Annotated in this window: 33 protein-coding genes and 1 pseudogene; 17 read left to right on the plus strand and 17 right to left on the minus strand. The window is 69.2% G+C overall.

Translation table 11 applies throughout. From position 1 onward, the window contains the following. Positions 1 to 56: 56 nt before the first annotated feature. A complete protein-coding gene (locus LUX31_RS24810; RefSeq protein WP_235477156.1) occupies positions 57 to 1,274 on the plus strand; it encodes an MFS transporter in 1,218 nt (405 codons plus the stop codon). On the opposite strand, the gene LUX31_RS24815 is transcribed toward LUX31_RS24810, so the two are convergent. Next, positions 1,267 to 2,205: a hypothetical protein gene (locus tag LUX31_RS24815; protein ID WP_235480205.1), complete on the minus strand. Its 939-nt coding sequence runs from the start codon at positions 2,203 to 2,205 to the stop codon at positions 1,267 to 1,269. The genes LUX31_RS24810 and LUX31_RS24815 overlap by 8 nt on opposite strands. A gap of 50 nt (positions 2,206 to 2,255) precedes the next feature. After that, a pseudogene (locus LUX31_RS24820) lies at positions 2,256 to 2,777 on the minus strand (TnsA-like heteromeric transposase endonuclease subunit); the annotation flags it as partial. A 343-nt stretch (positions 2,778 to 3,120) separates the two neighbouring features. Here LUX31_RS24820 and LUX31_RS24825 point away from each other — a divergent pair. The 3 genes from LUX31_RS24825 (at position 3,121) to LUX31_RS24835 (ending at position 4,925) form a co-directional block, all read left to right on the plus strand. Beyond that, a complete protein-coding gene (locus LUX31_RS24825; protein WP_235477157.1) occupies positions 3,121 to 3,627 on the plus strand; it encodes a helix-turn-helix domain-containing protein in 507 nt (168 codons plus the stop codon). A 128-nt stretch (positions 3,628 to 3,755) separates the two neighbouring features. Further along, positions 3,756 to 4,439 carry a hypothetical protein gene (locus LUX31_RS24830; RefSeq protein WP_235477158.1) on the plus strand — a complete coding sequence of 228 codons (684 nt, stop codon included), beginning with the start codon at positions 3,756 to 3,758 and terminating at the stop codon, positions 4,437 to 4,439. Between the two features lie 147 nt (positions 4,440 to 4,586). Next, positions 4,587 to 4,925 (plus strand): DUF2516 family protein, encoded by a 339-nt coding sequence (locus LUX31_RS24835; protein ID WP_235477159.1) that lies wholly within the window; start codon positions 4,587 to 4,589, stop codon positions 4,923 to 4,925. 85 nt (positions 4,926 to 5,010) lie between these two features. Here LUX31_RS24835 and LUX31_RS24840 read toward each other — a convergent pair whose 3' ends face one another. The 3 genes from LUX31_RS24840 to LUX31_RS24850 all read right to left on the minus strand — a co-directional run bounded on the left by LUX31_RS24840 (position 5,011) and on the right by LUX31_RS24850 (position 8,958). After that, entirely contained in the window at positions 5,011 to 6,504 is a 1,494-nt protein-coding gene (locus LUX31_RS24840; RefSeq protein ID WP_235477160.1) for a PP2C family protein-serine/threonine phosphatase, read from the minus strand. 324 nt (positions 6,505 to 6,828) lie between these two features. Continuing rightward, positions 6,829 to 7,923 carry a C40 family peptidase gene (locus LUX31_RS24845; protein WP_235477161.1) on the minus strand — a complete coding sequence of 365 codons (1,095 nt, stop codon included), beginning with the start codon at positions 7,921 to 7,923 and terminating at the stop codon, positions 6,829 to 6,831. A gap of 222 nt (positions 7,924 to 8,145) precedes the next feature. Continuing rightward, complete coding sequence (locus tag LUX31_RS24850) at positions 8,146 to 8,958, minus strand: class I SAM-dependent methyltransferase (RefSeq protein WP_235477162.1); 813 nt, start codon at positions 8,956 to 8,958, stop codon at positions 8,146 to 8,148. A gap of 190 nt (positions 8,959 to 9,148) precedes the next feature. Between LUX31_RS24850 and mshA the strand changes: the two genes are divergently transcribed. Continuing rightward, positions 9,149 to 10,453, plus strand: coding sequence for a D-inositol-3-phosphate glycosyltransferase (mshA, locus tag LUX31_RS24855; protein ID WP_443045999.1), 1,305 nt, complete (start codon positions 9,149 to 9,151; stop codon positions 10,451 to 10,453). Beyond that, entirely contained in the window at positions 10,446 to 10,943 is a 498-nt protein-coding gene (locus tag LUX31_RS24860) for a YbjN domain-containing protein (RefSeq protein WP_235477163.1), read from the plus strand. The genes mshA and LUX31_RS24860 overlap by 8 nt, the downstream gene beginning before the upstream one ends. Here the strand turns inward: LUX31_RS24860 and LUX31_RS24865 are convergent. Next, positions 10,933 to 11,739, minus strand: a complete 807-nt coding sequence (locus LUX31_RS24865) for a helix-turn-helix transcriptional regulator (protein WP_235477164.1) — start codon at positions 11,737 to 11,739, stop codon at positions 10,933 to 10,935. The genes LUX31_RS24860 and LUX31_RS24865 overlap by 11 nt on opposite strands. 49 nt (positions 11,740 to 11,788) lie before the next feature. On the opposite strand from LUX31_RS24865, the gene LUX31_RS24870 reads away from it, so the two are divergent. Beyond that, positions 11,789 to 12,244 carry a DUF2000 domain-containing protein gene (locus tag LUX31_RS24870; protein ID WP_235477165.1) on the plus strand — a complete coding sequence of 152 codons (456 nt, stop codon included), beginning with the start codon at positions 11,789 to 11,791 and terminating at the stop codon, positions 12,242 to 12,244. 118 nt (positions 12,245 to 12,362) lie between these two features. Here LUX31_RS24870 and LUX31_RS24875 read toward each other — a convergent pair whose 3' ends face one another. From LUX31_RS24875 to LUX31_RS24890, 4 genes are all read right to left on the minus strand, one after another. Then, on the minus strand, positions 12,363 to 12,680 hold the full coding sequence (locus LUX31_RS24875) for a type II toxin-antitoxin system PemK/MazF family toxin (RefSeq protein WP_235477166.1): 318 nt from the start codon (positions 12,678 to 12,680) through the stop codon (positions 12,363 to 12,365). After that, positions 12,677 to 12,901 (minus strand): type II toxin-antitoxin system CcdA family antitoxin, encoded by a 225-nt coding sequence (locus LUX31_RS24880; RefSeq protein ID WP_235477167.1) that lies wholly within the window; start codon positions 12,899 to 12,901, stop codon positions 12,677 to 12,679. Before LUX31_RS24880 ends, LUX31_RS24875 begins: the two co-directional genes overlap by 4 nt. Positions 12,902 to 13,167: 266 nt before the next feature. Then, positions 13,168 to 13,344, minus strand: a complete 177-nt coding sequence (locus tag LUX31_RS24885; RefSeq protein ID WP_235477168.1) for a hypothetical protein — start codon at positions 13,342 to 13,344, stop codon at positions 13,168 to 13,170. A gap of 20 nt (positions 13,345 to 13,364) precedes the next feature. After that, positions 13,365 to 13,814 carry a hypothetical protein gene (locus LUX31_RS24890; protein WP_235477169.1) on the minus strand — a complete coding sequence of 150 codons (450 nt, stop codon included), beginning with the start codon at positions 13,812 to 13,814 and terminating at the stop codon, positions 13,365 to 13,367. A gap of 135 nt (positions 13,815 to 13,949) precedes the next feature. Here LUX31_RS24890 and LUX31_RS24895 point away from each other — a divergent pair, with 135 nt between their 5' ends. Further along, positions 13,950 to 14,195 carry a GntR family transcriptional regulator gene (locus tag LUX31_RS24895; RefSeq protein ID WP_235477170.1) on the plus strand — a complete coding sequence of 82 codons (246 nt, stop codon included), beginning with the start codon at positions 13,950 to 13,952 and terminating at the stop codon, positions 14,193 to 14,195. Here LUX31_RS24895 and LUX31_RS24900 read toward each other — a convergent pair. Further along, entirely contained in the window at positions 14,192 to 14,803 is a 612-nt protein-coding gene (locus LUX31_RS24900) for a class IV adenylate cyclase (protein WP_235477171.1), read from the minus strand. The two genes, LUX31_RS24895 and LUX31_RS24900, sit on opposite strands and share 4 nt — an antisense overlap. A 193-nt stretch (positions 14,804 to 14,996) precedes the next feature. On the opposite strand from LUX31_RS24900, the gene LUX31_RS24905 reads away from it, so the two are divergent. The 5 genes from LUX31_RS24905 (at position 14,997) to LUX31_RS24925 (ending at position 17,554) form a co-directional block, all read left to right on the plus strand. Next, on the plus strand, positions 14,997 to 15,233 hold the full coding sequence (locus LUX31_RS24905) for a hypothetical protein (RefSeq protein ID WP_235477172.1): 237 nt from the start codon (positions 14,997 to 14,999) through the stop codon (positions 15,231 to 15,233). A 5-nt stretch (positions 15,234 to 15,238) separates the two neighbouring features. Then, entirely contained in the window at positions 15,239 to 15,775 is a 537-nt protein-coding gene (locus LUX31_RS24910; protein ID WP_235477173.1) for a DUF6879 family protein, read from the plus strand. Further along, on the plus strand, positions 15,772 to 16,614 hold the full coding sequence (locus LUX31_RS24915) for a helix-turn-helix domain-containing protein (protein WP_235477174.1): 843 nt from the start codon (positions 15,772 to 15,774) through the stop codon (positions 16,612 to 16,614). The genes LUX31_RS24910 and LUX31_RS24915 overlap by 4 nt, the downstream gene beginning before the upstream one ends. An 86-nt stretch (positions 16,615 to 16,700) precedes the next feature. Then, entirely contained in the window at positions 16,701 to 17,162 is a 462-nt protein-coding gene (locus LUX31_RS24920; RefSeq protein ID WP_235477175.1) for a hypothetical protein, read from the plus strand. Continuing rightward, positions 17,159 to 17,554 (plus strand): hypothetical protein, encoded by a 396-nt coding sequence (locus tag LUX31_RS24925; protein ID WP_235477176.1) that lies wholly within the window; start codon positions 17,159 to 17,161, stop codon positions 17,552 to 17,554. Before LUX31_RS24920 ends, LUX31_RS24925 begins: the two co-directional genes overlap by 4 nt. Positions 17,555 to 17,614: 60 nt before the next feature. On the opposite strand, the gene LUX31_RS24930 is transcribed toward LUX31_RS24925, so the two are convergent. Next, positions 17,615 to 18,892, minus strand: a complete 1,278-nt coding sequence (locus tag LUX31_RS24930; protein ID WP_235477177.1) for an MDR family MFS transporter — start codon at positions 18,890 to 18,892, stop codon at positions 17,615 to 17,617. A gap of 150 nt (positions 18,893 to 19,042) precedes the next feature. Between LUX31_RS24930 and LUX31_RS24935 the strand changes: the two genes are divergently transcribed. Then, complete coding sequence (locus tag LUX31_RS24935; protein ID WP_235477178.1) at positions 19,043 to 19,804, plus strand: phosphoglyceromutase; 762 nt, start codon at positions 19,043 to 19,045, stop codon at positions 19,802 to 19,804. Positions 19,805 to 19,965: 161 nt separating this feature from the next. Then, positions 19,966 to 20,772 (plus strand): calcium-binding protein, encoded by an 807-nt coding sequence (locus LUX31_RS24940; protein ID WP_235477179.1) that lies wholly within the window; start codon positions 19,966 to 19,968, stop codon positions 20,770 to 20,772. Between the two features lie 73 nt (positions 20,773 to 20,845). Here LUX31_RS24940 and LUX31_RS24945 read toward each other — a convergent pair whose 3' ends face one another. The 5 genes from LUX31_RS24945 to phoU all read right to left on the minus strand — a co-directional run bounded on the left by LUX31_RS24945 (position 20,846) and on the right by phoU (position 23,961). Continuing rightward, complete coding sequence (locus tag LUX31_RS24945; protein WP_235477180.1) at positions 20,846 to 21,097, minus strand: SCO4226 family nickel-binding protein; 252 nt, start codon at positions 21,095 to 21,097, stop codon at positions 20,846 to 20,848. A 98-nt stretch (positions 21,098 to 21,195) separates the two neighbouring features. Continuing rightward, entirely contained in the window at positions 21,196 to 21,444 is a 249-nt protein-coding gene (locus LUX31_RS24950; protein WP_235477181.1) for an SCO4226 family nickel-binding protein, read from the minus strand. 124 nt (positions 21,445 to 21,568) lie between these two features. Continuing rightward, a complete protein-coding gene (locus LUX31_RS24955; protein WP_235477182.1) occupies positions 21,569 to 22,705 on the minus strand; it encodes a sugar ABC transporter substrate-binding protein in 1,137 nt (378 codons plus the stop codon). Between the two features lie 291 nt (positions 22,706 to 22,996). Beyond that, complete coding sequence (locus LUX31_RS24960) at positions 22,997 to 23,149, minus strand: hypothetical protein (RefSeq protein WP_235477183.1); 153 nt, start codon at positions 23,147 to 23,149, stop codon at positions 22,997 to 22,999. Positions 23,150 to 23,271: 122 nt separating this feature from the next. Further along, a complete protein-coding gene (gene phoU, locus LUX31_RS24965) occupies positions 23,272 to 23,961 on the minus strand; it encodes a phosphate signaling complex protein PhoU (RefSeq protein ID WP_235477184.1) in 690 nt (229 codons plus the stop codon). Positions 23,962 to 24,163: 202 nt separating this feature from the next. Here phoU and LUX31_RS24970 point away from each other — a divergent pair, with 202 nt between their 5' ends. Next, positions 24,164 to 25,489: a sensor histidine kinase gene (locus LUX31_RS24970; RefSeq protein WP_235477185.1), complete on the plus strand. Its 1,326-nt coding sequence runs from the start codon at positions 24,164 to 24,166 to the stop codon at positions 25,487 to 25,489. After that, a complete protein-coding gene (locus LUX31_RS24975) occupies positions 25,486 to 26,166 on the plus strand; it encodes a response regulator transcription factor (protein WP_235477186.1) in 681 nt (226 codons plus the stop codon). Before LUX31_RS24970 ends, LUX31_RS24975 begins: the two co-directional genes overlap by 4 nt. Positions 26,167 to 26,245: the final 79 nt, after the last annotated feature.

The following is a 26,245-nucleotide window of genomic DNA, read 5'->3' on the forward strand; positions in this document are numbered from 1 at the left end:
CATCAGATGTGCCAGAAGATCGAGATCCTCAAGTCCCTGAAATCGGCGCATTAACGATGTCCAGTACCGGCCTCGCGTCCGAGCAGCCCCTCCGCTCCTTGGCTTTTCGCCGGTTTCTGGCGGGTCAGTCGATCTCCTTGGCTGGCAGCGCCATGTCGCCTGTCGCTCTGGCCTTCGGCGTCCTGGAGGTCACCAACAGTGCGGTCTGGTTGTCCGCGGTCACCACTGCGGCCTTGGTCCCGATGGTCGCGATGCTTCTCCTCGGCGGTGGTATCGCCGACCGTTACCGACGCGACACCGTGCTGTGTCTCACCAGTCTGGGCGCCGGCCTCACACAGGTCGGCGTCGCGTTCCTCCTGCTGGCCCACCAGCATCCGGCGTTCCTGCTGCCGCTCGCTGCCCTCAACGGCGCCTTTCAGGGACTGACCAAGCCCGCATTGCGCGGCATCGTCTCGAATCTGGCGATGGGACGCGGCATCCAGCAGGCCAGTTCCCTGCTGGCGTCTGTCAGGAACGCCACTCGTATCCTTGGTCCGACCGTGGCCGGCCTGTTGACCGCTTCCGTGGGTGGCGGCTGGGCGATCGCAGCGGACGCCGCCTCCTTCCTTCTCGCGGCCGCATTCTTCGCGCGTATGTCGCTGCCTGAACCGCCACGGCGTACCGAGGGCGGCACGACGATGCTTGCCGAACTGCGCGAAGGCTGGGGTTACTTCAGTTCCACTCCGTGGATTTGGACGGTGACCTCGGCCTTTGGCGTCTTCAACGCCCTCAATATGGGGGTCTGGCAGATCCTGGGCCCGGTGATCGCGAACGCCACGATCGGTGCTGCGGGCTGGGGACTTGTGCTGAGCGCCCGCGGTGTTGGAGCTCTGCTGGCCAGTGTGGTGATGGTGAGGCTGACGGTGCGGCGCCCGATGGTGCCCGCGCTGTCCTCGATGACGATGGGCGCCGTCCCGCTGATCCTGCTCGGAGCTGGCGCGAACACGCTCTGGCTGGCTGCGGCGGCGTTTGTGGCAGGGATGGCCTCGGAGTTCTTCACCGTCGTGTGGGAGACCGTCAATAACACCCACGTTCCGGAGCGGCTGCTCTCCCGGGTCGGCGCCCAAGACGAGTTCTGGTCCTTCGTGCCCATTCCCATCGGTCAGTTGTCCACGCCGATCCTCGCCGCGGTGTTCGGGACTGCGACGATCGCCGTCACCGGCGGCGGGGTTGCAGCGGTGGCGATGCTGGTGCCGCTGTTGGTGCCCTCGCTTCGGCGGATTGAGATCAAGTGACGGCGGCGTCCGGGTGGTCCCCCACACGCATGAAGCTCTGACGCGCCATGCGCCAGATTGAGCGAGACGGTTCAGATTCGTCTGGCTCGGTCGGGGTGAGGCATTTGGCGACTGCCTCCACCAGGACGCCGAGTCCTTGGCGTAACCACGGCATCGTGATGCCGCGAGGGTGGCGGTCCAGGGGAAAAACCTGTGTGAACTCGGTCTGGGTTTCGCCGGTGATGTGTGAGATCCGGCGCTCCAGTTCGGGCCGTAGTGCCATTGAGATGATCAGGTTGGTGAATCTGGCCACCTGGGGGTAGTTGGCAGCTCGCCGGACTCGTGGACTTCGGGCGACGGCGAAGCGATCCGGGAGGCCGTTGACGTTCAGCTGGGGGATGTGCTGGACCACGGCATCTCTGCCTGCGCGCACCAGAGCCCGGTTGTCCACTTCCCTCCAGAAACGTTCACACAGGCGGTAGCAGTCAGGGAAAACGGAGGCACCGTGTCGGCGTTCGAGCTGGTCCAGAAAAAGCTGAGCCTGCACGATTTCGGGAGCCTGTGACAGGTCAAGCTGCTGGGATTCGTTCACGTGTCCGTAGCTCAGCCAGCGTCGGTGACGGATGCAGACGTTGTCGTGGAACCCTCGGATGTAGACCTGGATGGGCAGGCCGTTACTGCCGGAGCGCCAGGCACAGAGGTCGCAGGCGGGCCGGTGGTTGACGATGAAGATCTCGGGTGGCGGGACGATGTCGGGAGCGTGGCGCCGCAATTCCGGTAGTGCCCAGAGCAGGGTGGTGCGGGGCTGGCCGCTGATGAGTTCCAGTCGTTCGAGCTCGTTGAGCGGGCAGTGCAGCCAGCGTGAGGGATTGCGCATGGTGCGGAACTCGGTCTGGTTCGCGGCAGCGAGGCGCCGACGGTAGGAGTCGAGTGTCTCGTTCGCTCCCGGCACCACAGCAGATGAAAGAGCACCGGCAGTACGGCGATCGGATCTCCGACCGTCCGGGCCCCCGCGAGCAGGCCCTGATGCTCGACAAACACTCCTCGCAGACGATCCGCCACCGGCTCACTCCGCACCCTCAGATGCCGGTAACCCGACAGCCAGCGCAGATTCGCCGCCAGCACCGGGCCGAGCACCCCGACCCGCTCGTAATCCCAGCCGACCCGAGCGCAGGCCACCGCCGTGGCCGCGAACTTCACCGCGTCCTCCGGCTCGACCAGCTCATCCGGACGCACATCCAGCACCACGACCCTGCCGTCCCGGCGGCGCACGAAGTAATCCGGCGTGTGACTGACCCGCCGGCTCCGGCCGTCACACCGCCACGACAACCGAAACGGCTGCGAGACCAGCCCGCACACCTCCGGCTCAGCATCCAGCCGCATCAGGTGGCTCAGCTCCACCCACGACTCGTAACCCACCAAATCCGCGGTGGTCGCAGCCCAGTACCAACCCGAAAAATTGCGCTGCCCCCGGTACGACGGGAAAGCACGCACCTGCCCAGCCGACTCGAACCGGACCGGCACATCACCTCAAGCGGCCCACCACACAGTTCACCCCCAGCATCGACGTACTCCAGCCAGAAGTCCTCCGCCTCCACCAGCCACCCCCAACTCGGTGCGCTGAACAGCTCCAACGACCGTAGAGAGCGGAGGAGGCCGCTGCCTCAGGTTGACCGAGACACCGCACCAGATGCCCGAGATTGAGCGAGACGTGCAACCAGATGCCTCACGACGACCGGGACTGCCTCAGCTACACAGAGACAGGTCAAGGACAGCTGGAAGGCACAAGCGCCCAGCCACAGTGGCGTAGCGCACTTTTGCAAGCGCCTGCTTGCAATAGTTAGCAACGGTGCGGCAAGCTGGACGCATGGCATCGCTCAACGTCGGCAATCTTGGTGAGTATCTGCGTGAACAGCGGCGCACCGCGCAGCTGTCGCTCAGGCAGCTCGCCGATGCCGCCGGGGTGTCCAATCCGTATCTGAGCCAGATCGAGCGCGGGCTGCGCAAGCCGAGCGCGGAGGTGTTGCAGCAGGTCGCCAAGGCGCTGCGGATCTCCGCCGAGACGCTGTACGTCCGGGCCGGCATCCTCGACGCCGAGCGTGACCGGGTCGATGTGGAGACGCGTGCCGTCATCCTCGCCGATCCCACCCTCAACGAACGGCAGAAGCAGGTGCTGCTGCAGATCTACGAGTCCTTCCGCAAGGAGAACGGGTTCGAGATCGCCGATCCGGACAGCGCGCCGGCCTCGATGGACGTCCCTGTGCCGGACGTTCCGGACGCCGACGCGGATGCAGTAGACGCAGCGGACACAGCGGATCCAGACGAACACATAGGCACCGGCAGCGACGCCGACCCGCAACAGACGGCCAGTTGATGCAGTTGATGCAGATGAAGTCGACGCAGATGCGTTTGACGCGGACGCAGTTGACGCACGTGAGACCGGCCCGACGTTCGCCGCAACCCAAAACCCTCAGCCCGAAGCAACCCGGGAGGACCATCACCATGGCCATCACCGACGACCTGCGTAAGACCCTCAGCGACCCCACCCCGTTCTACTTCGCCGCCGGCACCGCCGACCTCGCCCTTCAGCAGGCCAAGAAGGTCCCCGGGCTGGTCGAGCAGCTGCGCACCGAGGCGCCGGCCCGGATCGAGGCCGTACGCGGCACCGACCCGAAGGCGGTCCAGGAGAAGGCCGCCGCCCGTGCCAAGGAGGCGCAGGAGAAGGCCGCCCTCCGTGCCAAGGAAGCGCAGGAGACCATCCAGTCCAAGGTCGGCGAGTTCATCGGCACGCTGGACGGCGACCTGAAGAAGCTCGGCTCGACCATCGACGCCGACCTGAAGAAGCTCGGCGAGAGCGCCTCGGACCTCGCCCTGCGCGGTGTCGGCGTCGCCGCCGAGTACGCCGTGAAGGCGCGCGAGACGTACGAGAAGGTCGCCGAGCACGGCGAGCAGGCCGTGAAGACGTGGCGCGGCGAGGCCGCCGAGGAGATCGAGGAACTGGCCGTCGCCGTCGAGCCGAAGTCCGAGCCGAAGGCCGAGTCGGCCGAGGTCAAGACGGCGACCGCGGAGACGACGCCCGCCCCCGTCGAGGCCAAGGCCGCGCCCGCCCCGGCGAAGAAGACCGCAGCCAAGAAGGCCCCGGCCCGCAAGCCGGCCGCCAAGAAGACGACTCCGCCCGCCAAGTAGGCAGAGCCGAGCGGGTGAAACCGCGTGTACGGGGACGGGTCGGGCACTCCATGCGTGCCCGGCCCGTTCTTCGGGTAGCGGGTTTGCGGATACGGGTACGGTGACCGCAGATACGAACTGACGAACTTGGTGGTGGACGTTGTGCTGATGCAGGGGTTCGCAGGGTTCATGTGGCTGTTGAGCGTGGCCCTGATCATTTTCAGTGGCTTCGCGCTGATCGACGCCGCCGTGCGCCGCGAGGATGCCTACCGGGCGGCGGACAAGAAGACCAAGCCGTTCTGGCTGATCATCCTCGCGCTCGCCTTCGTGGTGAACCTGATCTTCAACATCCTGTCGTTCCTGCCGATCATCGGCCTGGTCGCGACGATCGTGTACATGGTCGACGTACGACCGGCCCTGCGCGGTCTCCCGGGCGGTGGCCGCAGCCGCAGGGGCGGCGGCTCCAGCAGTGACGGCCCGTACGGCCCCTACAACGGCGGCCGCTGAAGCCTGAGGGCTACGAGCCTGAGGCCTACGAGCCTGAGGCCTACGAGCCTGAGGCCTACGAGCCTGAGGCCTACGAGCCCGAGGCCTACGCCACTCGGTCCAGCAGCAGTACCGCCAGGTCGTCCGTCAGCTCCCCGCCGTTCAGCCTGCGCACCTCTCTCACGGCCGCCCGCAGCAGCTTCTCGCCGCGCAGGCCCTGGGCCAGCTGGCGGCGGATCATCGCCACCATGCCGTCCTGGCCGAGCCGTTCCCGGCCCTCGCCGACATGGCCCTCTATCAGGCCGTCCGTGTAGAGCATCAGCGTCCACTCGGCCCCCAACTGCACCTGCGTACGGGGCCAGCGCGCCCCCGGAAGCAAGCCCAGCGCCGGGCCGTTGTTGTCGAACGGCAGCAGTTCCGCCACAGCGGATTCCGAAGGCCCCGAAGACCCCGAAGACCCCGAAGACCCCGAAGGCACGGGCGCCGGGCGTACCAGCAGCGGGGCCGGGTGGCCGGCCAGGCACAGGCCCGCGCTGCGGCCGTCCGGCGCGATGTCGACCGTACAGAGCGTCGCGAAGATCTCGTCGTTCTCGCGCTCGTGCTCCAGGACCTGCTGGAGCGTGCCCAGCAGCGCGTCGCCGCACAGGCCCGCCAACGTCAGCGCGCGCCACGCGATCCGCAGCTCCACACCGAGCGCCGCCTCGTCCGGGCCGTGCCCGCACACGTCGCCGATCATCGCGTGGACCGTGCCGTCGGGCGTACGGACCGTGTCGTAGAAGTCGCCGCCGAGCAGCGCGCGGGAGCGGCCGGGGCGGTAGCGGGCGGCGAAGCGCAGTGAGGAGCCGTCGAGGAGCGGGGTGGGCAGGAGGCCGCGTTCTAGGCGGGCGTTTTCCTGGGCCCGCAGCCGGGACTCGGTGAGCCGGCGTTCGGCCTTGTCGGAACGTTTCCTCTCCACCGCGTAGCGGATCGCGCGGCTCAGCAGCCGGCCGTCCAGCTCGTCGCGGAAGAGATAGTCCTGGGCGCCGACGCGCACGGCCTCCGCACCGCGTTCGGCGTCGCCGGAGGCGGTGAGCGCGAGGACGGCGTGCCGGGGCGCGAGCCGCAGGACGTGCTTGAGCACCGCCAGCTCGTCGTCGCTGCCGTCGTCGGTGATCGGGGGTGACGGGGGCGCGGGCAGCGCGAGGTCCAGCAGGATGCAGTGGACGTCGTCGGTGAGCAGCCGCTCGGCCTCGGTGAGGTTGCGGGCCGTACGGATGCGGATCGGCTTGCCCGTGGCGTCGAGCAGCTCGGGCACGACGGGCGAGCCGCCCGGGTCGTCCTGGATCAGCAGCAGGGTCAGCTGCGTGCCGGTGGCGGTCCCGGCGGTGATCCCGGTGGTGATCCCGGTGGCGTTGGCGGCGTCCGGGCCGGGTGTCGTCGGCTTAGGCGGAGCCACTTCGCCGGAAGGGCCGCCGGGGCCGCCGGGGCCGCCGGGGCCACCGGTGCCACCGGGGCCACCGGGAGCGCCTGCGGAGGGCGTCCCTCCGGGCACGGCCGGAGCCTGCGCCTGACCGTTCTCGACGGCCGGGATCGCTCTCTGCCGCGGTACGGGTACGGGCATCGTCGTGGGTTCCTTCCCTCCCCCCGAGGGCACGATGGGCGAGGGGTCTCGATCCACCGACCGGGACCATAGCGGTTGACGGGGCAGGAACGGAATGGCGGGGCGGAGCGCCGGCGAGGTGGCACCGGTGTCATATGCCGTGTTCCGTAACGCACTTGGGCACCGGGTGGCCCCTCCGGGGATGACGAATGTCACGTCCGCGGGAGGGTTGGGAGAGGCCGATGGGTGCGGTGGGTCACGTGGGGCGGGTCACGCACGGTGCGGAATGTGCCGTACGGAATGTGACATACGGCGGGAAAGTGCCGTACGTGACGATTCGCGGGCTCAGTTGGGCCGGACCACCCCGAGTATCGGCATCGACCCCGCCCCCGCGATCGTCACCGTCCGCCCCGGCCGCGGGGCGTGCACCATCGCGCCGTCGCCCACGTACATCGCGATGTGGCTCGCGTCGTCGAAGTAGATGATCAGGTCGCCGGGGCGCATGTCCTCGACGTCGATGTGGGGAAGCTGCGCCCACTGCTGCTGCGAGGTGCGCGGGATGCCGACCCCGGCCGACGCCCAGGCCGACTGGGTCAGGCCCGAGCAGTCGAACGTGCCCGGGCCCTCGGCGCCCCACTCGTACGGTTTGCCTATCTGGGCCGTCGCGAACTCCACGGCCTTCTCGCCCTGCGCGGTCGCCTTGCCGCTGATCTCGTCGAGGATGCCGGAGTCGAGCCAGGATGTCTGCGCCTTGTAGGCGGCCTCGCGCTCCAGCTCCGCGAGGCGTTCCTTCTCCTCCTTCTCCAGCTCGGACTCCAGCTTCTCGGCCGCCGCGATCTGCTCCTTGATCGTCTTCTGTGCGGCGGCCTTGGCCTTCCGGCTGGCCTCCAGCTTCGTCCACTGGGCCGAGGCGTCCTGCGCGTACTGCTCCAAGTCCTGCTGGGTGCGGGTCATTTCGGCGATCAGGCCCGTGGTCGCCTTCTGGCCCTGCCGGACCCGGCTGACGCCCTCCAGCCAGGCCTGCGGATCGTCGCTGAGCCACAGCCGCGCCTCCGGCGGCAGGCCTCCGGAGCGGTACTGGGCGCGGGCGGCGGCACCCGCGCGGTCCTTCAACTCGGCCAGCCGCTCCTGCCCCTTGACGATCTCCCGGGCCAGTTCGACGATCTCGGTGGACTGGCGCTCGGTCTCCTCCTCCGCCGCGTTGTACGCGTCCGTGGCGACCGCGGCGTCGTGGTAGAGCTTCTCCAGCCGCTTGTGTACGGCTTCCAGGTCCTTGTTCGGCGGCAGCGTCACGCTCGGGGCCGTCGGGGCCGTCGGGGTCGTCGTGGGCGACGGGGTCGGTGCCGGAGCCGCGAACGCGGTGCCCGCTCCGCCGAGGACGGTGACCGCGCAGACCAGTCCCACGGCTGCCGCGCCCCAAATCCGCTTGCCGGCTCCCATTCCCCGTACCCCCGAACCTCTCGCCCACCTGATTAACCGTCAGTAACTTACGGACGCCTGGGGGATGGTGGCATGTCACCGCGAAAAGAAACAGGCCTCCTGCGAGGTGCCTGCCCTTCCCTTGTCCCCCGCATGTGTGACGAACGAGGTACGGAGATCGTTGCCCGTGATTCGTGAGCAATTTGGGGCGCCAAGGAAGTAATCAAATACGCCAAAAGACATCTAAAGCGGCGCCAACGCCCCCCACCCCACGGTCACTTCCCCCTGCCGCCACCGCGCCGGCCCGTCCACCACGGGCCAGTCGCCCGTCAGGTCGCGCACCGCCCGGATCCACCGCTGGCGTGCCCCGTACGAGGCGTAGGGCGCCGCCGCTGCCCACGCGCGGTCGAAGTCGCGCAGGAAGGCGTGCACCGGTTCGCCGGGGACGTTGCGGTGGATGAGGGCCTTCGGGAGGCGCTCGGCGAGGTCGGAGGGGCGGTCCAGGGAGCCGAGCCGGGCCGCGAAGGTGACCGTGCGCGGCCCTTCCGGCCCGAGGGCGACCCACACGTGCCGCCGCCCGATCTCGTCGCACGTGCCCTCGACGAGCAGCCCGCCCCCGGGAACGTCGGTGGCCGGCGCGAGCCGCGCGCACAGCCGCGCCCACACCCCGGCGACCTCGCCCTCCTCGTACTGCCGCAGCACGTTCGCCGCGCGGATCAGCGCCGGCCGTTCCGGGACCGGGATCTCGAAGCCGCCGTGCCGGAAGACGAGCCCCTCGCGCTCGTACGGTTTCGCCGCCGCGACCCGCGCCGGTTCGATCTCGACGCCCACCACGCGCGCGCGTGGCGCCACGGTACGCAGCCGCGCCAGCAGCTCGACGGCCGTCCAGGGCGCGGCGCCGTACCCGAGGTCGACCGCGACGGGGGAGGGGGTGCGGCGGAGCGCGGCGCCGTGCGTGGCCGCGATCCAGCGGTCCATCCGGCGCAGGCGGTTGGGGTTGGTCGTCCCGCGCGTGACTGATCCCACGGGTCGGGTCGTCGATGCGCGGGCAGCCATGCGTATGAGGGTAAGGGGCGGCTTGGTGTCGAACGGTTGAGCGGTAAAAGGTAATGATTGGGCAAAGAGGAAATGGGTTGCGCTCTCCTGGCGTTGACCCTTCGGACCCCTGTCGGACCTCCGCGAAGAGCGATCCGCGAAGAGGGATCCACAGAGGACGGCAGGAACGAGGCTGGAGGAGGAACGCCACGTGAGCCAGTACATGGGCAGGCTGGGCCGCCGACGCAGGCCCCGTCGCGTAGCCATGCTCTCCGTGCACACCTCCCCCCTCCACCAGCCCGGCACCGGTGACGCCGGCGGGATGAACGTCTACATCGTCGAGCTGGCGCAGCGCCTCGCCGCGATCAACATCGAGGTCGAGATCTTCACCCGGGCCACCACGGGCACCCTCCCCCCGGCCGTCGAGCTGGCCCCCGGCGTCCTCGTCCGGCACGTCGACGCGGGCCCCTACGAGGGCCTCGCCAAGGAGGACCTCCCGGCCCAGCTGTGCGCCTTCACCCACGGCGTCATGCAGGCCTGGGCCGGCAACCGCCCCGGCTACTACGACCTGGTTCACTCGCACTACTGGCTCTCCGGCCACGTCGGCTGGCTCGCCGCGCAGCGCTGGGGCACCCCCCTGGTGCACGCCATGCACACCATGGCCAAGGTCAAGAACGCCGCCCTGGCCGACGGCGACAACCCCGAGCCCGCCGCCCGCGTCATCGGCGAGATGCAGGTCGTGGCCGCCGCCGACCGGCTCGTCGCCAACACCGCCGAAGAGGCCGACGAACTCGTCCGCCACTACGACGCCGACCCGCGCAACGTCGCCGTCGTCCACCCGGGCGTCAACCTAGAACGCTTCTCCCCGGCCGACGGCCGCGCCGCCGCCCGCGCCCGTCTCGGCCTCCCGCAGGACGCCCTGATCCCCCTCTTCGCGGGCCGCATACAGCCCCTGAAGGCCCCCGACGTGCTGCTCCGCGCGGTCGCCGTCCTCCTGGACGAGCGCCCCGAGCTGCGCTCCCGGATCGTCGTCCCCGTAGTCGGCGGCCCGAGCGGCAGCGGCCTGGCCAAGCCGGAGGGCCTGCAGAAACTCGCCGCCCGCCTGGGCATCGCGGACGTAGTGCGCTTCCGCCCGCCGGTCGGCCAGGAGCAGCTCGCGGACTGGTTCCGGGCGGCGTCCGTCCTGGTCATGCCGTCCTACAACGAATCGTTCGGCCTGGTGGCGATAGAGGCGCAGGCGGCGGGCACACCGGTCCTGGCGGCAGCGGTGGGCGGCCTCCCGGTGGCGGTGGCGGAAGGACGTACGGGATTCCTGGTCCAGGGCCACGATCCCGCCGCCTACGCGCGCGTGCTGCGCGATTTCGCCGACGACGAGACCCTGTCGGCCCGGATGGGCGAGACGGCTGCCCGGCACGCGAAACGTTTCGGCTGGGACGCCTCGGCGGCGGCCACGGCGGACGTCTACACGGCCGCGATGCAGGCCCACAGGCGTCGCGTACGCTCGCTGCATGGCTGATGCGGCGTCGATCATCGAACAGGTCCTCACCGAGGCGGACCTGGAGTGGGAGAGCCCGGCGACCGGCAACTACGTGGTCAAACTCCCGGGCACCCGCAAGCTGTCGACGACGGTGTCACTGCTGGTAGGCAAGCACTCCCTGTCTCTCAACGCGTTCGTGATCCGCCACCCCGACGAGAACGAGCCGGGCGTCCACCGCTGGCTCCTGGAACGCAACCTCAAGCTGTACGGCGTGAGTTACGCGGTGGACCGCCTGGGCGACGTCTACGTCACCTCCAAGCTCCCTCTCTCGGCGATCACCCCGGACGAGATCGACCGGCTGCTCGGCTCGGTCCTGGAGGCGGCCGACGGCGGCTTCAACACCCTGCTGGAGCTGGGTTTCGCGTCGGCGATCCGCAAGGAGTACGCCTGGCGGGTGTCCCGGGGCGAGTCGACCCGCAACCTGGACGCCTTCGCCCACCTGACCCAGCGCCCCGGTCCTACGGACTGACTCCGCCGCTGAGCCGATACCGCCCGGGCGGCACACCCACCAACTTCTTGAAGTGCCGCGTGAGATGGGCCTGGTCGTAGAACCCGGTGGCGGCGGCGACCTCGCCGGGAGCCTGCCCTTCGAGCAGCAGCCGCCGGGCGCGCTCGACCCGCCGCGCGGTCAGATACTGATGCGGCGGCATCCCGAAAGCGGTGCTGAACGCCCGTACGAGATGCGCGGGATGGGCATGCACGAGCCGCGCGGCCTCGTCGAGCGCGATCCCGTCGACGAGCCGCTCGTCGAGCAGCTCGCGCAGCCGGAGGGCGAGCGGCGGATCGGCGCGTGGCGCACGAGATACGCCGGTCTCCCGCAACCGAGCCCGCAGCCGTTCACCGACGAGCGCCAGCCGACTGGCGGCCTCGAACTCCTCCCCGGCCCGCACGAGCGCCCCGTGCAGTTGCCCGACGCGCAGCCGCAGCAGGGGATCACGCAGGTCGGGCTGGTCGACGGCGGCCCCGATGAACTCGTCGCCGAGGTGCGTGGAGTCGAGGTACAGCACCCGCTTGCGGAACCCGTCCGGCGTGGCGGCCGACCCGTTGTGCGGCACATGCGGCGGCAACAGGGTCACGGTGTCGTGCGGGGTACCGCGCTCATGCCGGTCGAGGTCGTACCGTACGGCGCCGTCGTCGACGATGAGCAGCGTCCAGGTGTCGTGTACGTGCATCGGGTACGCGTACTCGGTGAAGTGGGCGTGGAAGACCTCGACGACGCCCGTCACGGCCGGGCGCCAGGCGGAGACTTCCTGCCGGGTGGCCATGCAAAGAACGTACAAGACGGGTGCGTACGAGGCTCGGCAGTCTCGAAGCATGAGCACTGAGACCCCGACGGGCACCGCCCCCACCCCCGCTCCGATCCGCTTCGACACGAAGATCGCCGTCCTGCTGCGGGAGGACCTGGAGCCCTGGCAGCGTCTGAACGTGACGGCGTTCCTGGTCAGCGGCCTGGGGACGACGGTCCCCGAGGTGATCGGCGAGCCGTACGAGGACGGAGAGGGAGTGCGCTACCTCCCGATGTTCCGCCAGCCGGTCCTGGTCTTCGAGGCGACGAAGGAGACCCTGACCGCCGCCCACGCGCGCGTGCTGTCCCGTTCCCTCCCGCGCGCGGTGTTCACCGGCGACCTCTTCACCACCGGCAACGACCGCGACAACCGGGCGGCGGTACGGGCCGTGCGGACGGGGGAGCTGGATCTGGTGGGGCTCGCGGTGTACGGGCCTAAGAACGCGGTGGACAAGGTGGTGAAGGGGGCGCGGATGCATCCGTGAGCCGCGGTGTGATCCGCTCGGGAGTCGAGGCGGAGGAGCGGGCCTGAGCGACCTTCGGCCCACGCCGGGCGGCAGAAAGGCCCCGCCTTCCGAGGGAGACGGGGCTCAGGGTCCCGGCTCAGGTCAGGTCGAGGGCGACCCGCAACGCACGGTCCACCCGCTGCATGTCCGGCCCCGCGACAACCCCGAGAAACTCGCCGGAGACGACGGTGGAGATCCGCAGGGACGCGATGTCCACCGCCACGGCTACGCCCTTGACGGGGTCTGTGAGCGGGACGGTGACGACACTGTCGGGGGCTTGTCCGGTTTCGTCGATCATGAGAACGACGGCCGTACGGGGAAAGGTGAACAGAGCCGGGTCCGACTCGACGACGACCACTGCCCGTTCGAACGACCCGATGCGGACCCGCCAGACCTCGCCACGTGCGATGTTCACTGCCCGCCGCCAAAGGTGTCGAGCGCGGCGGCTTCGAGGACCTCCGCGCGCTCCTCGCCGGTCTCCCGCTGCCAAGCGGCCAGCTTCTGGGCGTCGTCCATGAGCTGCTGCATGAGCAGTGCCCGTTCCACACGGGCGGAGAGGTTGCCGTCCGCGGCCTCCCGGGCAGTGGCCAGCACGTCGGGGCTCAAGGTCACGGTGACTCGCTCTTTGGTAGTCATACCGAGATCATACTGAAGTGTGACTCCGAAAGGGGTGCTCTTGTCGAGGCGCCCGAGATGCCGGGGAACACCGCTGTCACGTGGCTCTGAGTCCCGGGAACGGGGATGCTGGCCGAGAGAGCACCGGGGGACCGGTACGGCGCTTTCGGCGTCCACGTCGGCGCGGGGGAGGACGCACGCGCCCAGCTCGCTGAGGATGGGGGCGTGTTGGAGCAGGGAGGCGCGGGCTGTCCCGCACCGGTCCGTGTTCGTCTTCGGCGGAGTGGTCATCGGGACCCTTCGGCGTAGACGTGGCGGTAGGTCGCCCACAGGTCCCGTCCGCTCGCGCAGCAGTCCTGTGCCTTGCGGACGTTCTTGCACTCGGCGCATTTACGCGTGTGCTCCAACCACAGGCGGTACGCGCGCAGCATGGGCAACTCTGACTGTCGTACGGCCGCGCTCATGCTGGTGCTCCTCGCGCCGGTCATCGGACGCCACTCCCGGCCGGGACGGCGTAGATGTCGCGTCGGTCGAGGTCGAGCCGGAAGTGAGCCGCCAGCACGAGGACGCGCCGTCGCTTCCATCGCAGGGCACGTTCCCGGGCCGTCCAGCAGGGCCGTACACGGGCTGTACGAGGTGACTTGGCGGCCTCCTCTGGAGCCCAGCACCCCGTGAGGGCGGGCAGGTACGGCCGTGACAGGCGGGACGCGGAACCGTCGAGGGCTCCTCGGTCGGTGCTGTACGGCGACCTGCGCTGGGCCGGTACTTGTGCGGCCGGGGGCGCGTGGTCTTTTGCGTTTCTGCTGGTGACGGCGGTTCGAGTCGCCGTCGGTGTCTTCCGGCGGGTGCCGGTGGCGGGCAGTAGACGGGTGAGTCCCCAGAGGAACAGGGTCACCAGAAGCCAGTGCAGCGAGGTCGCGCTACGCTCGGCCATGTTCATCAACTCCTGTCAGTTGGTGGGCCATGCCCCCGGCCGTGACAGCGGCGCGGGGGCCTTCCTTTTCGTGAGTTTACGCGCTTACGCGGTATCGCGGTAGCAGATCAACGCGATACCGCGCACGCTGGCCCTATGGCTGAGCTTGATCGTTCCCGGAACCTCTGGCCCCAGATCGCCGACGATCTGCGTCGCCGGTTGCGCGCCGGCGAGTGGGCGTCCGGTGAGCGCTTCCCCGGCACGGTGGCGCTGGCCGCTGAGTACGGCGTAGCTCAGGCGACGACGCAGAAAGCCGTGGTGGCACTGCGTACGGAGGGGTGGCTACGGCTGGAAGTGGGGCAGGGGTCTTTCGTCACGGACGGCCCCAAGGGGGAGGACTAGGCGCGGGCGTCGACTTGGTTCTTGTCGGCGTCGGCGTCGGCGTCGGCGTCGGCGTCGGCTGCGGCGTCGGCGAAGAGAAGAGTGGGTTCGGCCAGGATGTCGCGGCCGGCTTCGCTCTTGTAGATCTCGTCGACGCTGCCGAAGCGCGCAGTGGTGTAGTCGAGGTCGAGCAGGGCGGCCGCCTGACGGACCGATGCTTCGTCGGGGCCTTCGATCTCGACGAAGGTGGGCAGGTCCGGCCAGGTGTCGAAGTCGAAGGCGACGTTGCCCAGTTGCCATTCTTCGCGGTAGTTCTCCTGGTAGCGGACCTCTCGCAGGCCGAGGCCGCGCAGAATGTCGGCCATGGCGTGCAGGTCGCTGACCTCGGTCTCGATCTCGGTGGTGCCGTCGATGCGCGTGGCGTCGGTGACGTGCTTGAGCGTCAGCGTGGAGCGGGTGCCCTCGTCGCGCAGCCGGATCCACTGGCCGGCGTCGAGGGCGTCGTTCTCGAAGATCCTCCGGGTGAGGAGGGTGCGGGGGAAGGTCTGCGTGGCGCCGAGGCCGGTGAGCTTGGCCTGGAGGGCGTCGACGTCGATGTCGAGGAACTTGGCCTCGTACTCGTGCTTCATGGTCTCCATGTTCCTTCGGTTCGACTGCTGAGGTGGACGTGGTGCGGCCCGCGCCGCATGGTCCGAGGGCCCGGGCGCCGTTGCATGCAACGGATCTCCTGACACGCCGTGGGCGCAATCTCGGGCAATCCTTCACCGCGCCCGCGCCATCCGCAGCATGCTGGACCTTCAACCAGCGCAGATGGAGGGCGACATGACGCTCAGGTTCATCGGCACCACATCGGAACACGGCAACTGCCCCACCCTCTACGAGGTCGTCGAGACCGGCGAGATCCTTGTCCAGGGCGAGCGGGAGACCGACCCCGAGCACCTTGCCCAGTTGCGGGACGTGAAGGACTCGGAGACGTTCGTACGCGTGCCCCGCGAGCTGCTGCTCCGCTTCGCTCCCCGCGCTGAGCAGCCCAACTCCACCGAGCAGACGAAGGAGTAGACCGCGTGCCGGACCTGGTCCCGTTCGACGAGATCACCCACCTCTTCAAGGACTTCGAGCACACCGCTTGGCGACTGGAGACCCAGCGCGGCTACGCGACAGACCGCGTCAGCACCAATTGGGCACGCTTCCAGCGAGGGGAGACCTTCGACTACGACCCGGCCTCCCCCTGGCACGTAAACGTGCGTGAGCAGACCGAGGCCGGGAAGCGCTACGGGCGGGTTCGCCTCGTCGACGACCCGCCGACCGAAGGCCAGCGGTTCCTCCTCGCCAGCGGCCTCGGCAACGTGGCCGCAGGCGAGGACATCCGCAATCTCTATCGGGCGGACGCCGTACGGATCGGCCTGCCGGACTTCGACTTCTGGCTGTTCGACTCCCGCACCCTCGTGAGATTCGTCATCGACAACGAGGGCGTGACGCTCGGCGTACAGGTCCTCGAAGACGCCGAGAGCGTCGTACGCGCCTGCCAGGCCCGGGACGCTGCTCTCCACTTCGCTGTGCCTACCAGCCAGTTCCAGGCGCGGGTACCGTCTGCCAAGTGAGTACGGATTTCCAGACCGCACGTGAGGCCCTCGGTGCGCGCCTGCGCGAGCTGCGCACCGAGGCCGGCCTGAACGGAAAGGACTTCGCCGAGCGCCTCGGCTGGCAGCGGTCGAAAGTGTCGCGGCTGGAGAACGGGAAGCAGACAGCGACGACCAAGGACTTGGACGCCTGGACCGAAGCGGCAAACGCCCCAGCCGAGGCCGCGGACCTCAAGAGCCGGTTGCGAGGGCTGGAGTCACAGGCTCGGTCGTGGCGCCGACAGCTCACTACCGGGCACCGTGGCGTACAAGAGCGGTACATCGCCGAATACCGCCGTACGGCCACCGTGCGCGGGTATGAGGCCACCGTCGTTCCGGGGCTGTTCCAGACCCCGGACTACGCACGCCATCTGCTCCTCCACAACGCCGAGTTGATGCAGTCGCCGCGCGACACAGACGATGCCGTCCGGGCGCGCATGAAGCGCCAGGAGGTGCTGTACGAGGCACATAGAGCCTTCCGTGTCCTGATCTGGGAGGGCGCCCTCCACGCCCTCGTATGCCCCTATGACGTGATGGCCGGACAGCTTGACCGGCTCGTCGGCCTGATCGGCATGAGTACCGTGACACTCGGCATCGTGCCGTTCGGCGTGCAGCTGAAGCTCACGCCGAAGCACGGGTTTTGGATCTTCGACGAGGAACGCGTGATCGTCGAGACGATCAACACGGAGTTCACCCTCGAATCCGCCGAGGACGTCGCCCTGTACGGACGCGTGTGGGACCGCCTTGACGAGGGCGCTGTCTACGGGGCTCAGGCGCACCGGCTCATCGGCCGTGCGCGGGCCGCTCTGGACCTTGCATGAGCAATCCACCTCAACACCTGTAGAGGGTTCGCAATCGCGCGCAATCGTCGCGCGGGCGCGCAACTGGACTCCCTACGGTCCTCGACATGGCCACACAGTCCGCCCAACGCATGTCGCAGGCAGGCCAGGACTGGCTCCTGAACTGCGCCGCGCACCCAGCTGATGTGCAACGCACGTGGGACGTCGGGGAACTCGCCGAGTTCCCGACCGGCCCGCACTGGCACGTCGCCGAGGTACCGATCCCCCGCTCGCTCGAAGCCCTCGCAAGGATCGGCGGGGGCCGGATCGGTCCCGCCCTCGCGGACGTACACCGTGGCGTCGCGTGGTGGCTCCTCCCGCCAGACCTCACCGACGAACTGGACGGCATACGCCGACTCACCGTCCGCCCGCCCGGCTGGGTCCTCACGTGCCCTCCCGTCCTCCACTCGGTGAACGGCCGCTGGTGGATCGAACGCCCGGACGGCTCGGGCCGACTGACTGATCCCGTGCTGCTCGGCGCGGCTCTCAGCCTGGACGGTGCTCAACTCCCCACGGAGGCAAACCGATGACCGCGACAACACCGCCCGACGACGACACCGAGGCCCCGCCGTTCGAAAAACAGCTCCTGAAAGCCGCCGTCACGCCCCGCGAGCAGGCCGCCGTACGGGCCCTGGTGGACGAGGAGCAGATCCTCGCCCGCCCCACCTTCCGCACGGCGCTCGCCCGGCAGACCGACGACGGCATCGAGTTCTCCTGGCAGAACCTCGCCTGCTACCTCTACGGCCTGGGGCTGGACGAGTCGGAGCGGGCCTTCGCCGACCTCGTCCTGTCCCTCGCGTGGCCACACCAGACCAGCCTCACACGCGTGATGGACCTCGACGAGCGACGCCTCGCGATCCTCCTGCGCGCCATGATCAACCTGTCAGGGGTCGACACCCTCGCCGTGGGCACACGCCTCTGAACACTCGCGAACTCGCGTTCTCTCGCTGACGGCCCTGTAGTTGGCTGCGGGACGGTCAGGTCAGACTGCCTGTTCGGCCGCAGCCCCGGACGCCGGAGCCTCCGCCGGGTGAGCCGGCGTGGTGTCCTCGTCCTCCGCCGGAACCCGCCCCATCAGCCCCCAATACCCCACCCCCGCCACCGTCCCCACGACCGCGCACAGCCCCCACAGCCACTCCGCGCCGAGGTGGTCGATGATGAAGCCGGACATCAGCGGGGCGACGAGGCCGGCGACCGACCAGGCCATCGTGTACATGCCCTGGTAGCGACCGCGCCCGTGCAGCGGGGACAGGCGGACGACCAGCCCGGTCTGGGTGGGCGCGTTGACGATCTCGGCCAGCGTCCAGACGCACACGGTGAGGATGAAGACGCCGACCGACCCGGCGAACGCGGTGAGCCCGAACCCGTACCCGGCGAGCAGGGACGAGGCCAGCAGCAGCCGGCGGGCGTCCCGGTGTTCGATGAACCGGGTGACGGGGATCTGCAGCACGACCACCAGTACGCCGTTGACGGCGACGACCATCCCGAAGTCCGCCGGGGTGAACCCGGCCTCGCCCATCGCGATCGGCAGCCCGACCAGGCCCTGCTGGAAGATGAGCGCGATGAGGAACGCCAGCCCGACGACGCTCATGAAGCGCCCGTCGCGCAGTACGGTCCCGAGGCCCACGGAGGCCTCCTCCGCCTGCTCGGTCTTCGTGCCTCGCGGCGGCCGTGACTCGGGCACCTTGAGGAAGATGATGATCGCGCAGGCCAGCGTCATACCGGCCTCGACGAGGAACCCGGCGACGTAACTGACCTCGATGATGAAGCCGGCCCCGGCGGAGGAGACGGCGAAGCCGAGGTTGATGGCCCAGTAGTTGAGGGAGAAGGCGCGGACTCGGTCCTCCGGTCGCACGATGTCGGCCATCATCGCCTGCACAGCCGGCCGCGAGGCGTTGCTCGCCATGCCCACCAGGAACGCCACGGCCGCGATGGCGACGGGGTCGTGCACGAAGCCGAGCAGGGCGACGGAGAAGGCGGTGGACGACTGGGCGATGAGGAGCGTGGGGCGTCGCCCGAGCCGGTCGGTCATGACGCCGCCGCCGATCGACGAGACCACCCCGCCGAGTCCGTGGAGGGCGACGACGAGACCGGCGTACGAGGCGGAGTACCCGCCGTCGAGGGTCAGATAGATCGCCATGAACGTGGCGACGAAGGCCCCGAGCCGGTTGACGAGGGTGCTGGTCCACAGCCACCAGAACTCGCGGGGCAACCCGGAGACGGACTCGCGGGCGGCGCGCTTCAGGGCGGCGAGTGACACAGGGATCCCCCACGGACGTAAGCAGCACAGATGGTGATGACAACTTACGAGGGGGCCTCCTGGAGGAGCCACTCAATTAACAGATCCCGTCAACTGTCCGGTTGCCGGGCGGCCGAGCAAGCGATCGGGACGTTCTATTACGCTCTGGGCATGGCCGACGCACCGTACAAGCTGATCCTCCTCCGCCACGGCGAGAGCGAATGGAACGCGAAGAACCTGTTCACCGGCTGGGTGGACGTCAACCTCACCGACAAGGGCGAGAAGGAGGCGGTCCGCGGCGGTGAGCTGCTCAAGGACGCCGGCCTGCTCCCCGACGTGCTCCACACCTCCCTCCAGAGGCGCGCGATCCGCACGGCCCAGCTGGCCCTGGAGTCCGCGGACCGCCACTGGATCCCCGTCCACCGCAGCTGGCGCCTGAACGAGCGCCACTACGGCGCCCTCCAGGGCAAGGACAAGGCCCAGACGCTCGCCGAGTTCGGCGAGGAGCAGTTCATGCTCTGGCGCCGCTCGTACGACACCCCGCCGCCGCCCCTCGAGGACGGCACGGAGTTCTCCCAGTCCGACGACCCGCGCTACGCGACGATCCCGCCGGAGCTGCGCCCGCGCACGGAGTGCCTGAAGGACGTCGTCGTCCGCATGCTCCCGTACTGGTACGACGGCATCGTCCCGGACCTCCTTGCGGGCCGTACGGTCCTGGTCGCGGCCCACGGCAACAGCCTCCGCGGCCTGGTCAAGCACCTCGACGGCATCTCCGACGAGGCGATCTCCGGCCTGAACATCCCGACGGGCATCCCGCTCGCATACGAACTGGACGCCGACTTCAAGCCGGTGAAGCCGGGCGGCACCTACCTCGACCCGGACGCGGCCGCGGCGGCGATCGAGGCGGTCAAGAACCAGGGCAAGAAAAAGTAGGTCGCACGATCGTGCCCCCGACCTGCGCACACGGCGCGGATCGGGGGCATTTTCGTGGCCCGGGCCCGGTAGGTCCGCAAGACTGCACAACCCCCCACCCGCCCCGTCAGTCTCACGGAGTTGAAGGCACCACCGATTCACCTAACAGGGGAAACCACGCCATGCGCATACGCGCCACCGTCGCCACAGCTGCCGCCGCTGCCCTCAGCGCCGCTCTGGCCGTCACCGCTCTCGCCGTTCCGGCGGCCGGGGCCGAGCCGGACGACTCGGCCTCGAAGTTCTCGAACATCGACGTCAACCACGACTGGCAGAACTACACCGTCGGCGTCGAGGCCGCGAAGAGGAGACTGATCCCGATCTCCGCGACGGTCACCGACCCGTCCGGCATCAAGAGCGTGTCGGTCGAGCTGCGGCGCGGAGACGACCCGGAGAAGCCCGACGCGGTCATCACCGCGTCCGCCACCTGCCACGAGATCAACGAGATCACCTCCTGGTGCGAGGCCCTCCTGACCGCCGACCCGAAGGTCAACCTCCGCAGCAACGCCCTCGCCGGTCTCTGGTACTTGAGCTTCACGGCTGTGGACGGTGACGGAAACGTCACCCGCGGGGACGGCCTCTACGACCTCACCTCCTTCGCCCGCATCAAGCGCACGACCTACATGACCCAGACCGACGCCACCCCGGAGCCGGTGACGAAGGGCAAGAACCTCACGGTCAAGGCCCAGATGACCGTCGCCAGCTGGGAGAAGAACACGAACGTGCCCCTCATCGGGCACCAGGTGCTGCTCCAGTACCGCAAGGGCACGAGCGGCGCCTTCGTCACCCTGAAGAAGATCAAGACCGACCGCAACGGCTGGGCCAAGACCACCGTGAAGGCGACGGCGGACGGCGCGTACCGCTACACCTTCGCGGGCACGAGCCTCACCCTGCCCGCGGCCGGCTGGACCGACTACGTCGATGTGAAGTAAGCCCGGACCGGCGAGACGACGGCCCCCTGCCCCCGCGATACCGCCGGGCAGGGGGCCGTCGTGGGCGAGGGGGTCAGACGCTCAGCGGGACCGCGTGGATCTCATCGGGCGCGTCACTGCCCGCGTGTATGTGGGCACGTTGGACCGCGTCGGCCGAGGAGGCCTCGGTGAGGCAGTAGACGACTCCCGCCTCCGGGTCCGCCCAGGCCCGCTCGAAGCGCACGCCCTCTTCCTTCTGGATGGCGACGGCGGCGTCGTGGCCCTGCTGCAGCTGTTCGGCCGTGATGCCCTTCGCCCCGTGGTGGACGTCCATGAACTGGGTCATGGGCTCGCACCTCCTTCATCTCCGTCCCCCTCCTTCCATGGTGCGCCTGTACGGGCACCCAGGCACCCTGCGGTGCGTCGGCGGGGCGGCGGACGTGTTCACACCGTCAGCGGGACCGGATGGATCTCGTCGGCGAGGTGACCGGCGCGCTCGTGGATACGCTGGACCGCTTCCGCGGAGGGGGCCTCCGAGAGGCAGTAGACCGTGCCGGAGGCGGGGTCCGCCCAGGCCTTCTCGAAGTGGACCGCCTCGTCCTTCTCTATGGCGAGGTCGGCGTTGTGGGCCTCACGCAGCTGGTCGGCCGTGATGCCCTTCATACCGTGGTGGACGTCCATGAACCGGGGCATGACGTCGCACCTCCTATCCCTTATCCGATCTGCGATCTGAGATCTTCTGGCGTACGGGATGCCGCCTGCCTTCCATCCTCTGCCCGTACGCCCACCCTGGCGACCCCGTGCGCGGCCCCGCTCGCTACTTGAGGCCGATCTCCTCGCAGGCCGCCTCGTAGGCCGGGGTGCAGATGTCCTGGACGGTGTAGATGCCGTCCTGGATCACCGTGTCCTTGATGTTGTCCTCCGTGAGGGCCACCACCGGGACCAGCATCGACGGGATCTGCTCCTGCGTCGGGCTGTCGACGCTGTCGCGGGTCAGCGCGTCGAACTCGATCGAGCGGCCCTGGACCTTGGCCACCGCCACGGACGCGGCGTTGTTCGCCTCCAGGATGAACGACTTGTAGACGCTCATGTACTGCTCGCCCGAGACGATCCGCTGCACGGCCGTCAGGTCCGCGTCCTGCCCGGTCACCGGCGGGATCTCGGAGGCGCCCGCCTCCTTCAGCGCGTCGATGACGGCGCCGGCCATGCCGTCGTTCGCCGAGTAGACCGCGTCGATGTTGCTCAGCCCGACGGCCTTGATCGCGGTCTCCATGTTGGCCTTGGCGACCTCGGGCTCCCAGTCCTTGGTGTCGTACGACCCCGCGATCTGGACCTTGCCCTGGAGCTCGGTCATCGCGCCGTCCTTGAACAGCGCCGCGTTAGGGTCCGCGAGCGACCCGTTGATCATGACGACCTTGCTGGTCGCCGCCTTGGCACCGAGCGCCTCCATGAGCGAGCGGCCCTGCACCTCGCCGACGAGTTCGTTGTCGTGCGAGACGTACGCGTCGATCGGGCCCTCCGCGAGCCTGTCGTACGCGACGACGGGTATGTTCGCGTCCTTGGCCTTCTGGATGGCCGACGCGATGGCCTTGGAGTCCACCGCGGTCACGATGATCACGTCGACCTTGTCGGCGACCATCTGTTCGAGCTGCTGACTCTGCTTGTTCTCGTTGCCCTCGGCGTTGGCGGCGACGACCTTGCCCTTGCCATTGGTGAGGGCGGTGACCTGCTTCTTGATGAGCGGGGAGTCGAACTTCTCGAAGCGCGTCGTCTTCCTGTCCGGCATGAGGAGCCCCACGGTGATGTCGTCGCCCTTCTTGGGCGCCGCGGAGCCGCTGCTTCCACTGGCGCTGTCGATGACGCCGCACGCGGCGAGCGAGAGGGCCGAGGCGGCGGCCGTCACCGCGATCGCGGTACGGCGTGCGGCGATCCGACGGGGGGTACGAGCGTTCACGGAGGTGCCTTCCAGGCGGGGAAGCATGACGAACCCAGATACAGATACGGAAGCCAACGCCGGGACAGCACGTAACGTCAAGAAGCACTGGTTAACGAGATGGCAGCAGGGTGCCTGTTGTGCATATACGGAGCCAGAGCGTCAACTGGTGTGAAGTGTATGCCCGTTCGGCGACGACCGTGGCCGCCGCCCCCCGGTCCGGAACAGGGCGAACGGCACCACCGCGCACAAAAGAACCCCGCTCTCTCCACATTGGGGAGAGAGCGGGGTCTCTGTTGCCGACGCCGAGCGTCAACCGCACTGACAAGGAGCGCCCGACTGGCATCCGCATCCGCAGCCGGAGCCGCAGCCGCAGGCGCCGAACAGGGGCAGATGCTTGATCTCGGCGGGATGCTGCGTCTCGCGCTCCTGCGTCGGGTCGGGCGTGCTGGGGGTCTCGGCCATGGGGCCCTCCTGGAGGGTGGTCCTGGAGATCCGGATCCGCTGGATCCTGGAGATCTGGTGCCTTCTCCCCATTGCATGCCCGTTCCGTCGGGCGCATCAACGGCGCACAGGTGTACGGAGGTTCAGGCCCCCTCGACACCCGTGGGCGGCTGCACGTCCGGCTGCAGCTCGTCCGCGTGCTCGCCCGTCACCAGGAACACCACACGCTTGGCGACCGACACCGCGTGGTCCGCGTAGCGCTCGTAGTACCGGCCGAGCAGCGTCACGTCGACCGCCGTCTCGATGCCGTGCTTCCAGCGGTCGTCGATCAGGTGCTGGAAGAGCGTGCGGTGCAGACGGTCCATCTCGTCGTCGTCCGTCTCCAGCTGCAGCGCCAGATCGACGTCCTTGGTGATGATGACCTCGGCCGCCTTCGCCATCAGACGCTGGGCGAGCTGGCCCATCTCCAGGATCGTGGCGTGCAGGTCGCGCGGGACCGCACGCTCCGGGAAGCGCAGCCGGGCCAGCTTGGCGACATGCTGGGCGAGGTCGCCCGAGCGCTCCAGGTCGGCGCTCATCCGCAGCGACGTGACGACGATCCGCAGGTCGGTGGCGACCGGCTGCTGGCGGGCCAGCAGCGCTATGGCGCGGCCCTCCAGGTCGTGCTGCAGCTCGTCGACCTTGTTGTCGGCCTCGATGACACTTTCGGCCAGCTTCAGGTCGGCGTCGAGGATCGCCGTCGTCGCGCGCCCGATCGCCGACCCGACGAGACGGGCCATCTCGACCAGACTGTCGCCGATCGAGTCAAGTTCTTCGTGGTACGCGTCACGCATCAGGTGTCCCTCTCTTGACGTCCATTCGGGGGCAGCACCAGGCCCCGTGACCCCCACGCTCCCACGTTCGGGCCCGGACGCGTCCTTTTCCGCCCCGACAAATGAACCAATACTGGCTCCAAGGTGAACTCTGGGCGACGAGTGTTCGAGGTCGCACACTGATGGCTGTGGCCATGTCGTACCCCATGCCTAACCTGGAGGCATGGACGTGAACGCGGCGGTCGCCGCAGCTGCAGCGATCGCCGGTGTGCTCACCGGCGTCATCGCCATGCTGGCGTTCCGCTGGAGCGAGCGCGACCAGAAGCGCCCCACCCGCACCTCGCTGCACACGGACCCCGTGCTGCCGCCCGGTGTGGACACGGTGCTGTCCGTGCTCCGCTCCTCCGCCGTCGTACTCGACGAAGCGGACGCGGTCGTCAAGGCAAGCTCGGCGGCGTACGCCCTCGGGCTGGTCCGCGGCGGAAAACTGTCGGTCGAGCCGATGCTCCAGATGGCCCGGGACACCCGCCGCGACGGCGAGATACGCCAGGTCGAGCTGGACCTCCCCCGGCGCGGCACCGGCCGCGGCGAGGCCCTCGCGGTCTCCGCCCGCGTCGCCCCGCTGGGCTCCCGCCTCGTCCTCCTCCTGGTCGAGGACCTCACCGAGGCCCGCCGCATCGAGGCCGTACGCCGCGACTTCGTCGCGAACGTCAGCCACGAGCTGAAGACCCCCACCGGCGCGCTCTCCCTCCTCTCCGAGGCCGTCATGGGCGCCTCGGACGACCCGGAGGCCGTCGAGCGCTTCGCCGGCCGCATGCAGATCGAGGCGACCCGCCTCACCAGCCTCGTCCAGGAACTCATCGACCTCTCCCGGGTGCAGAACGACGACCCGCTGGAGGACGCCGAACCGGTCCGCGTCGACGAACTCGTCGCCGAGGCCGTCGACCGCTGCCGCCACCAGGCCGGCACCAAACAGATCACCATGGCCGCCGGCGGCACCGCCGACCTGCGCGTCTGGGGCAACCGCGGCCAGCTCGCCGCAGCCCTCGGCAACCTCGTCGAGAACGCCGTCAACTACTCGCCCTCCGCCACCCGCGTCGGCATAGCGGCCCGCCGGGTGAGCGCCACGGGCGGCGACCTGATCGAGGTCGCCGTCACCGACCAGGGCATCGGCATCTCCGACAAGGACAAGGAGCGCATCTTCGAGCGCTTCTACCGCGTCGACCCGGCCCGCTCCCGCGCCACCGGCGGTACGGGCCTCGGCCTGGCGATCGTCAAACACGTGGCCGCCTCGCACGGCGGAGAGGTCACCGTGTGGAGCTCCGAAGGCCAGGGCTCCACGTTCACCCTGCGGCTCCCGGAGGCGGGCGCCGCCCGCCGCGCCCGTGCGAACCGGGCGCATCTGTACGACCATGGCTCGCACCCCGAGTCACTCCCAGACTCCGACCCCGAAGCCGGGGACGGACCGTCCGACCCCGGCGAAGAGGCCGACCGGACCACCGGCACATCCCCTTACGATCCGCTTCACGCCCCGGAGGTCCTTCCGTGACCCGAGTGCTCGTCGTCGAGGACGAGGAATCCTTCTCCGACGCCCTTTCCTACATGCTCCGCAAAGAGGGCTTCGAGGTCGCCATCGCGGCCACCGGGCCCGACGGACTCGACGAGTTCGAGCGCAACGGCGCCGACCTCGTCCTGCTCGACCTGATGCTGCCCGGCCTGCCCGGCACCGAGGTCTGCCGCCAGCTGCGGGGCAAGTCCAACGTCCCGGTGATCATGGTCACCGCCAAGGACAGCGAGATCGACAAGGTCGTCGGCCTGGAAATAGGAGCCGACGACTATGTCACCAAGCCCTTCTCCTCCCGCGAACTGGTCGCCCGCATCCGGGCCGTCCTGCGCCGCCGCGGCGAGCCCGAGGAGGTCACCCCGGCCGCGCTGGAGGCCGGCCCGGTCCGCATGGACGTGGACCGCCACGTGGTCACCGTCTCCGGCGCCAAGGTCGACCTCCCCCTCAAGGAGTTCGACCTGCTCGAAATGCTCCTGCGCAACGCGGGCCGCGTACTGACCCGCATGCAGCTCATCGACCGGGTCTGGGGCGCCGACTACGTCGGCGACACCAAGACCCTCGACGTCCACGTCAAGCGCCTCCGCGCCAAGATCGAACCGGACCCGGGCGCGCCGCGCTACCTGGTCACGGTTCGTGGCCTCGGCTACAAGTTTGAGCCGTAAACCGCCCCGTACAGCAGCTCGCCGGTACGCCGAAGGGCGGGACCTCCCCGAGGAGGTCCCGCCCTTCGGCGTGTACGAC

It is taken from the genome of Streptomyces sp. GQFP, from assembly GCF_021545335.1.
Taxonomy (GTDB): Bacteria; Actinomycetota; Actinomycetes; order Streptomycetales; family Streptomycetaceae; genus Streptomyces.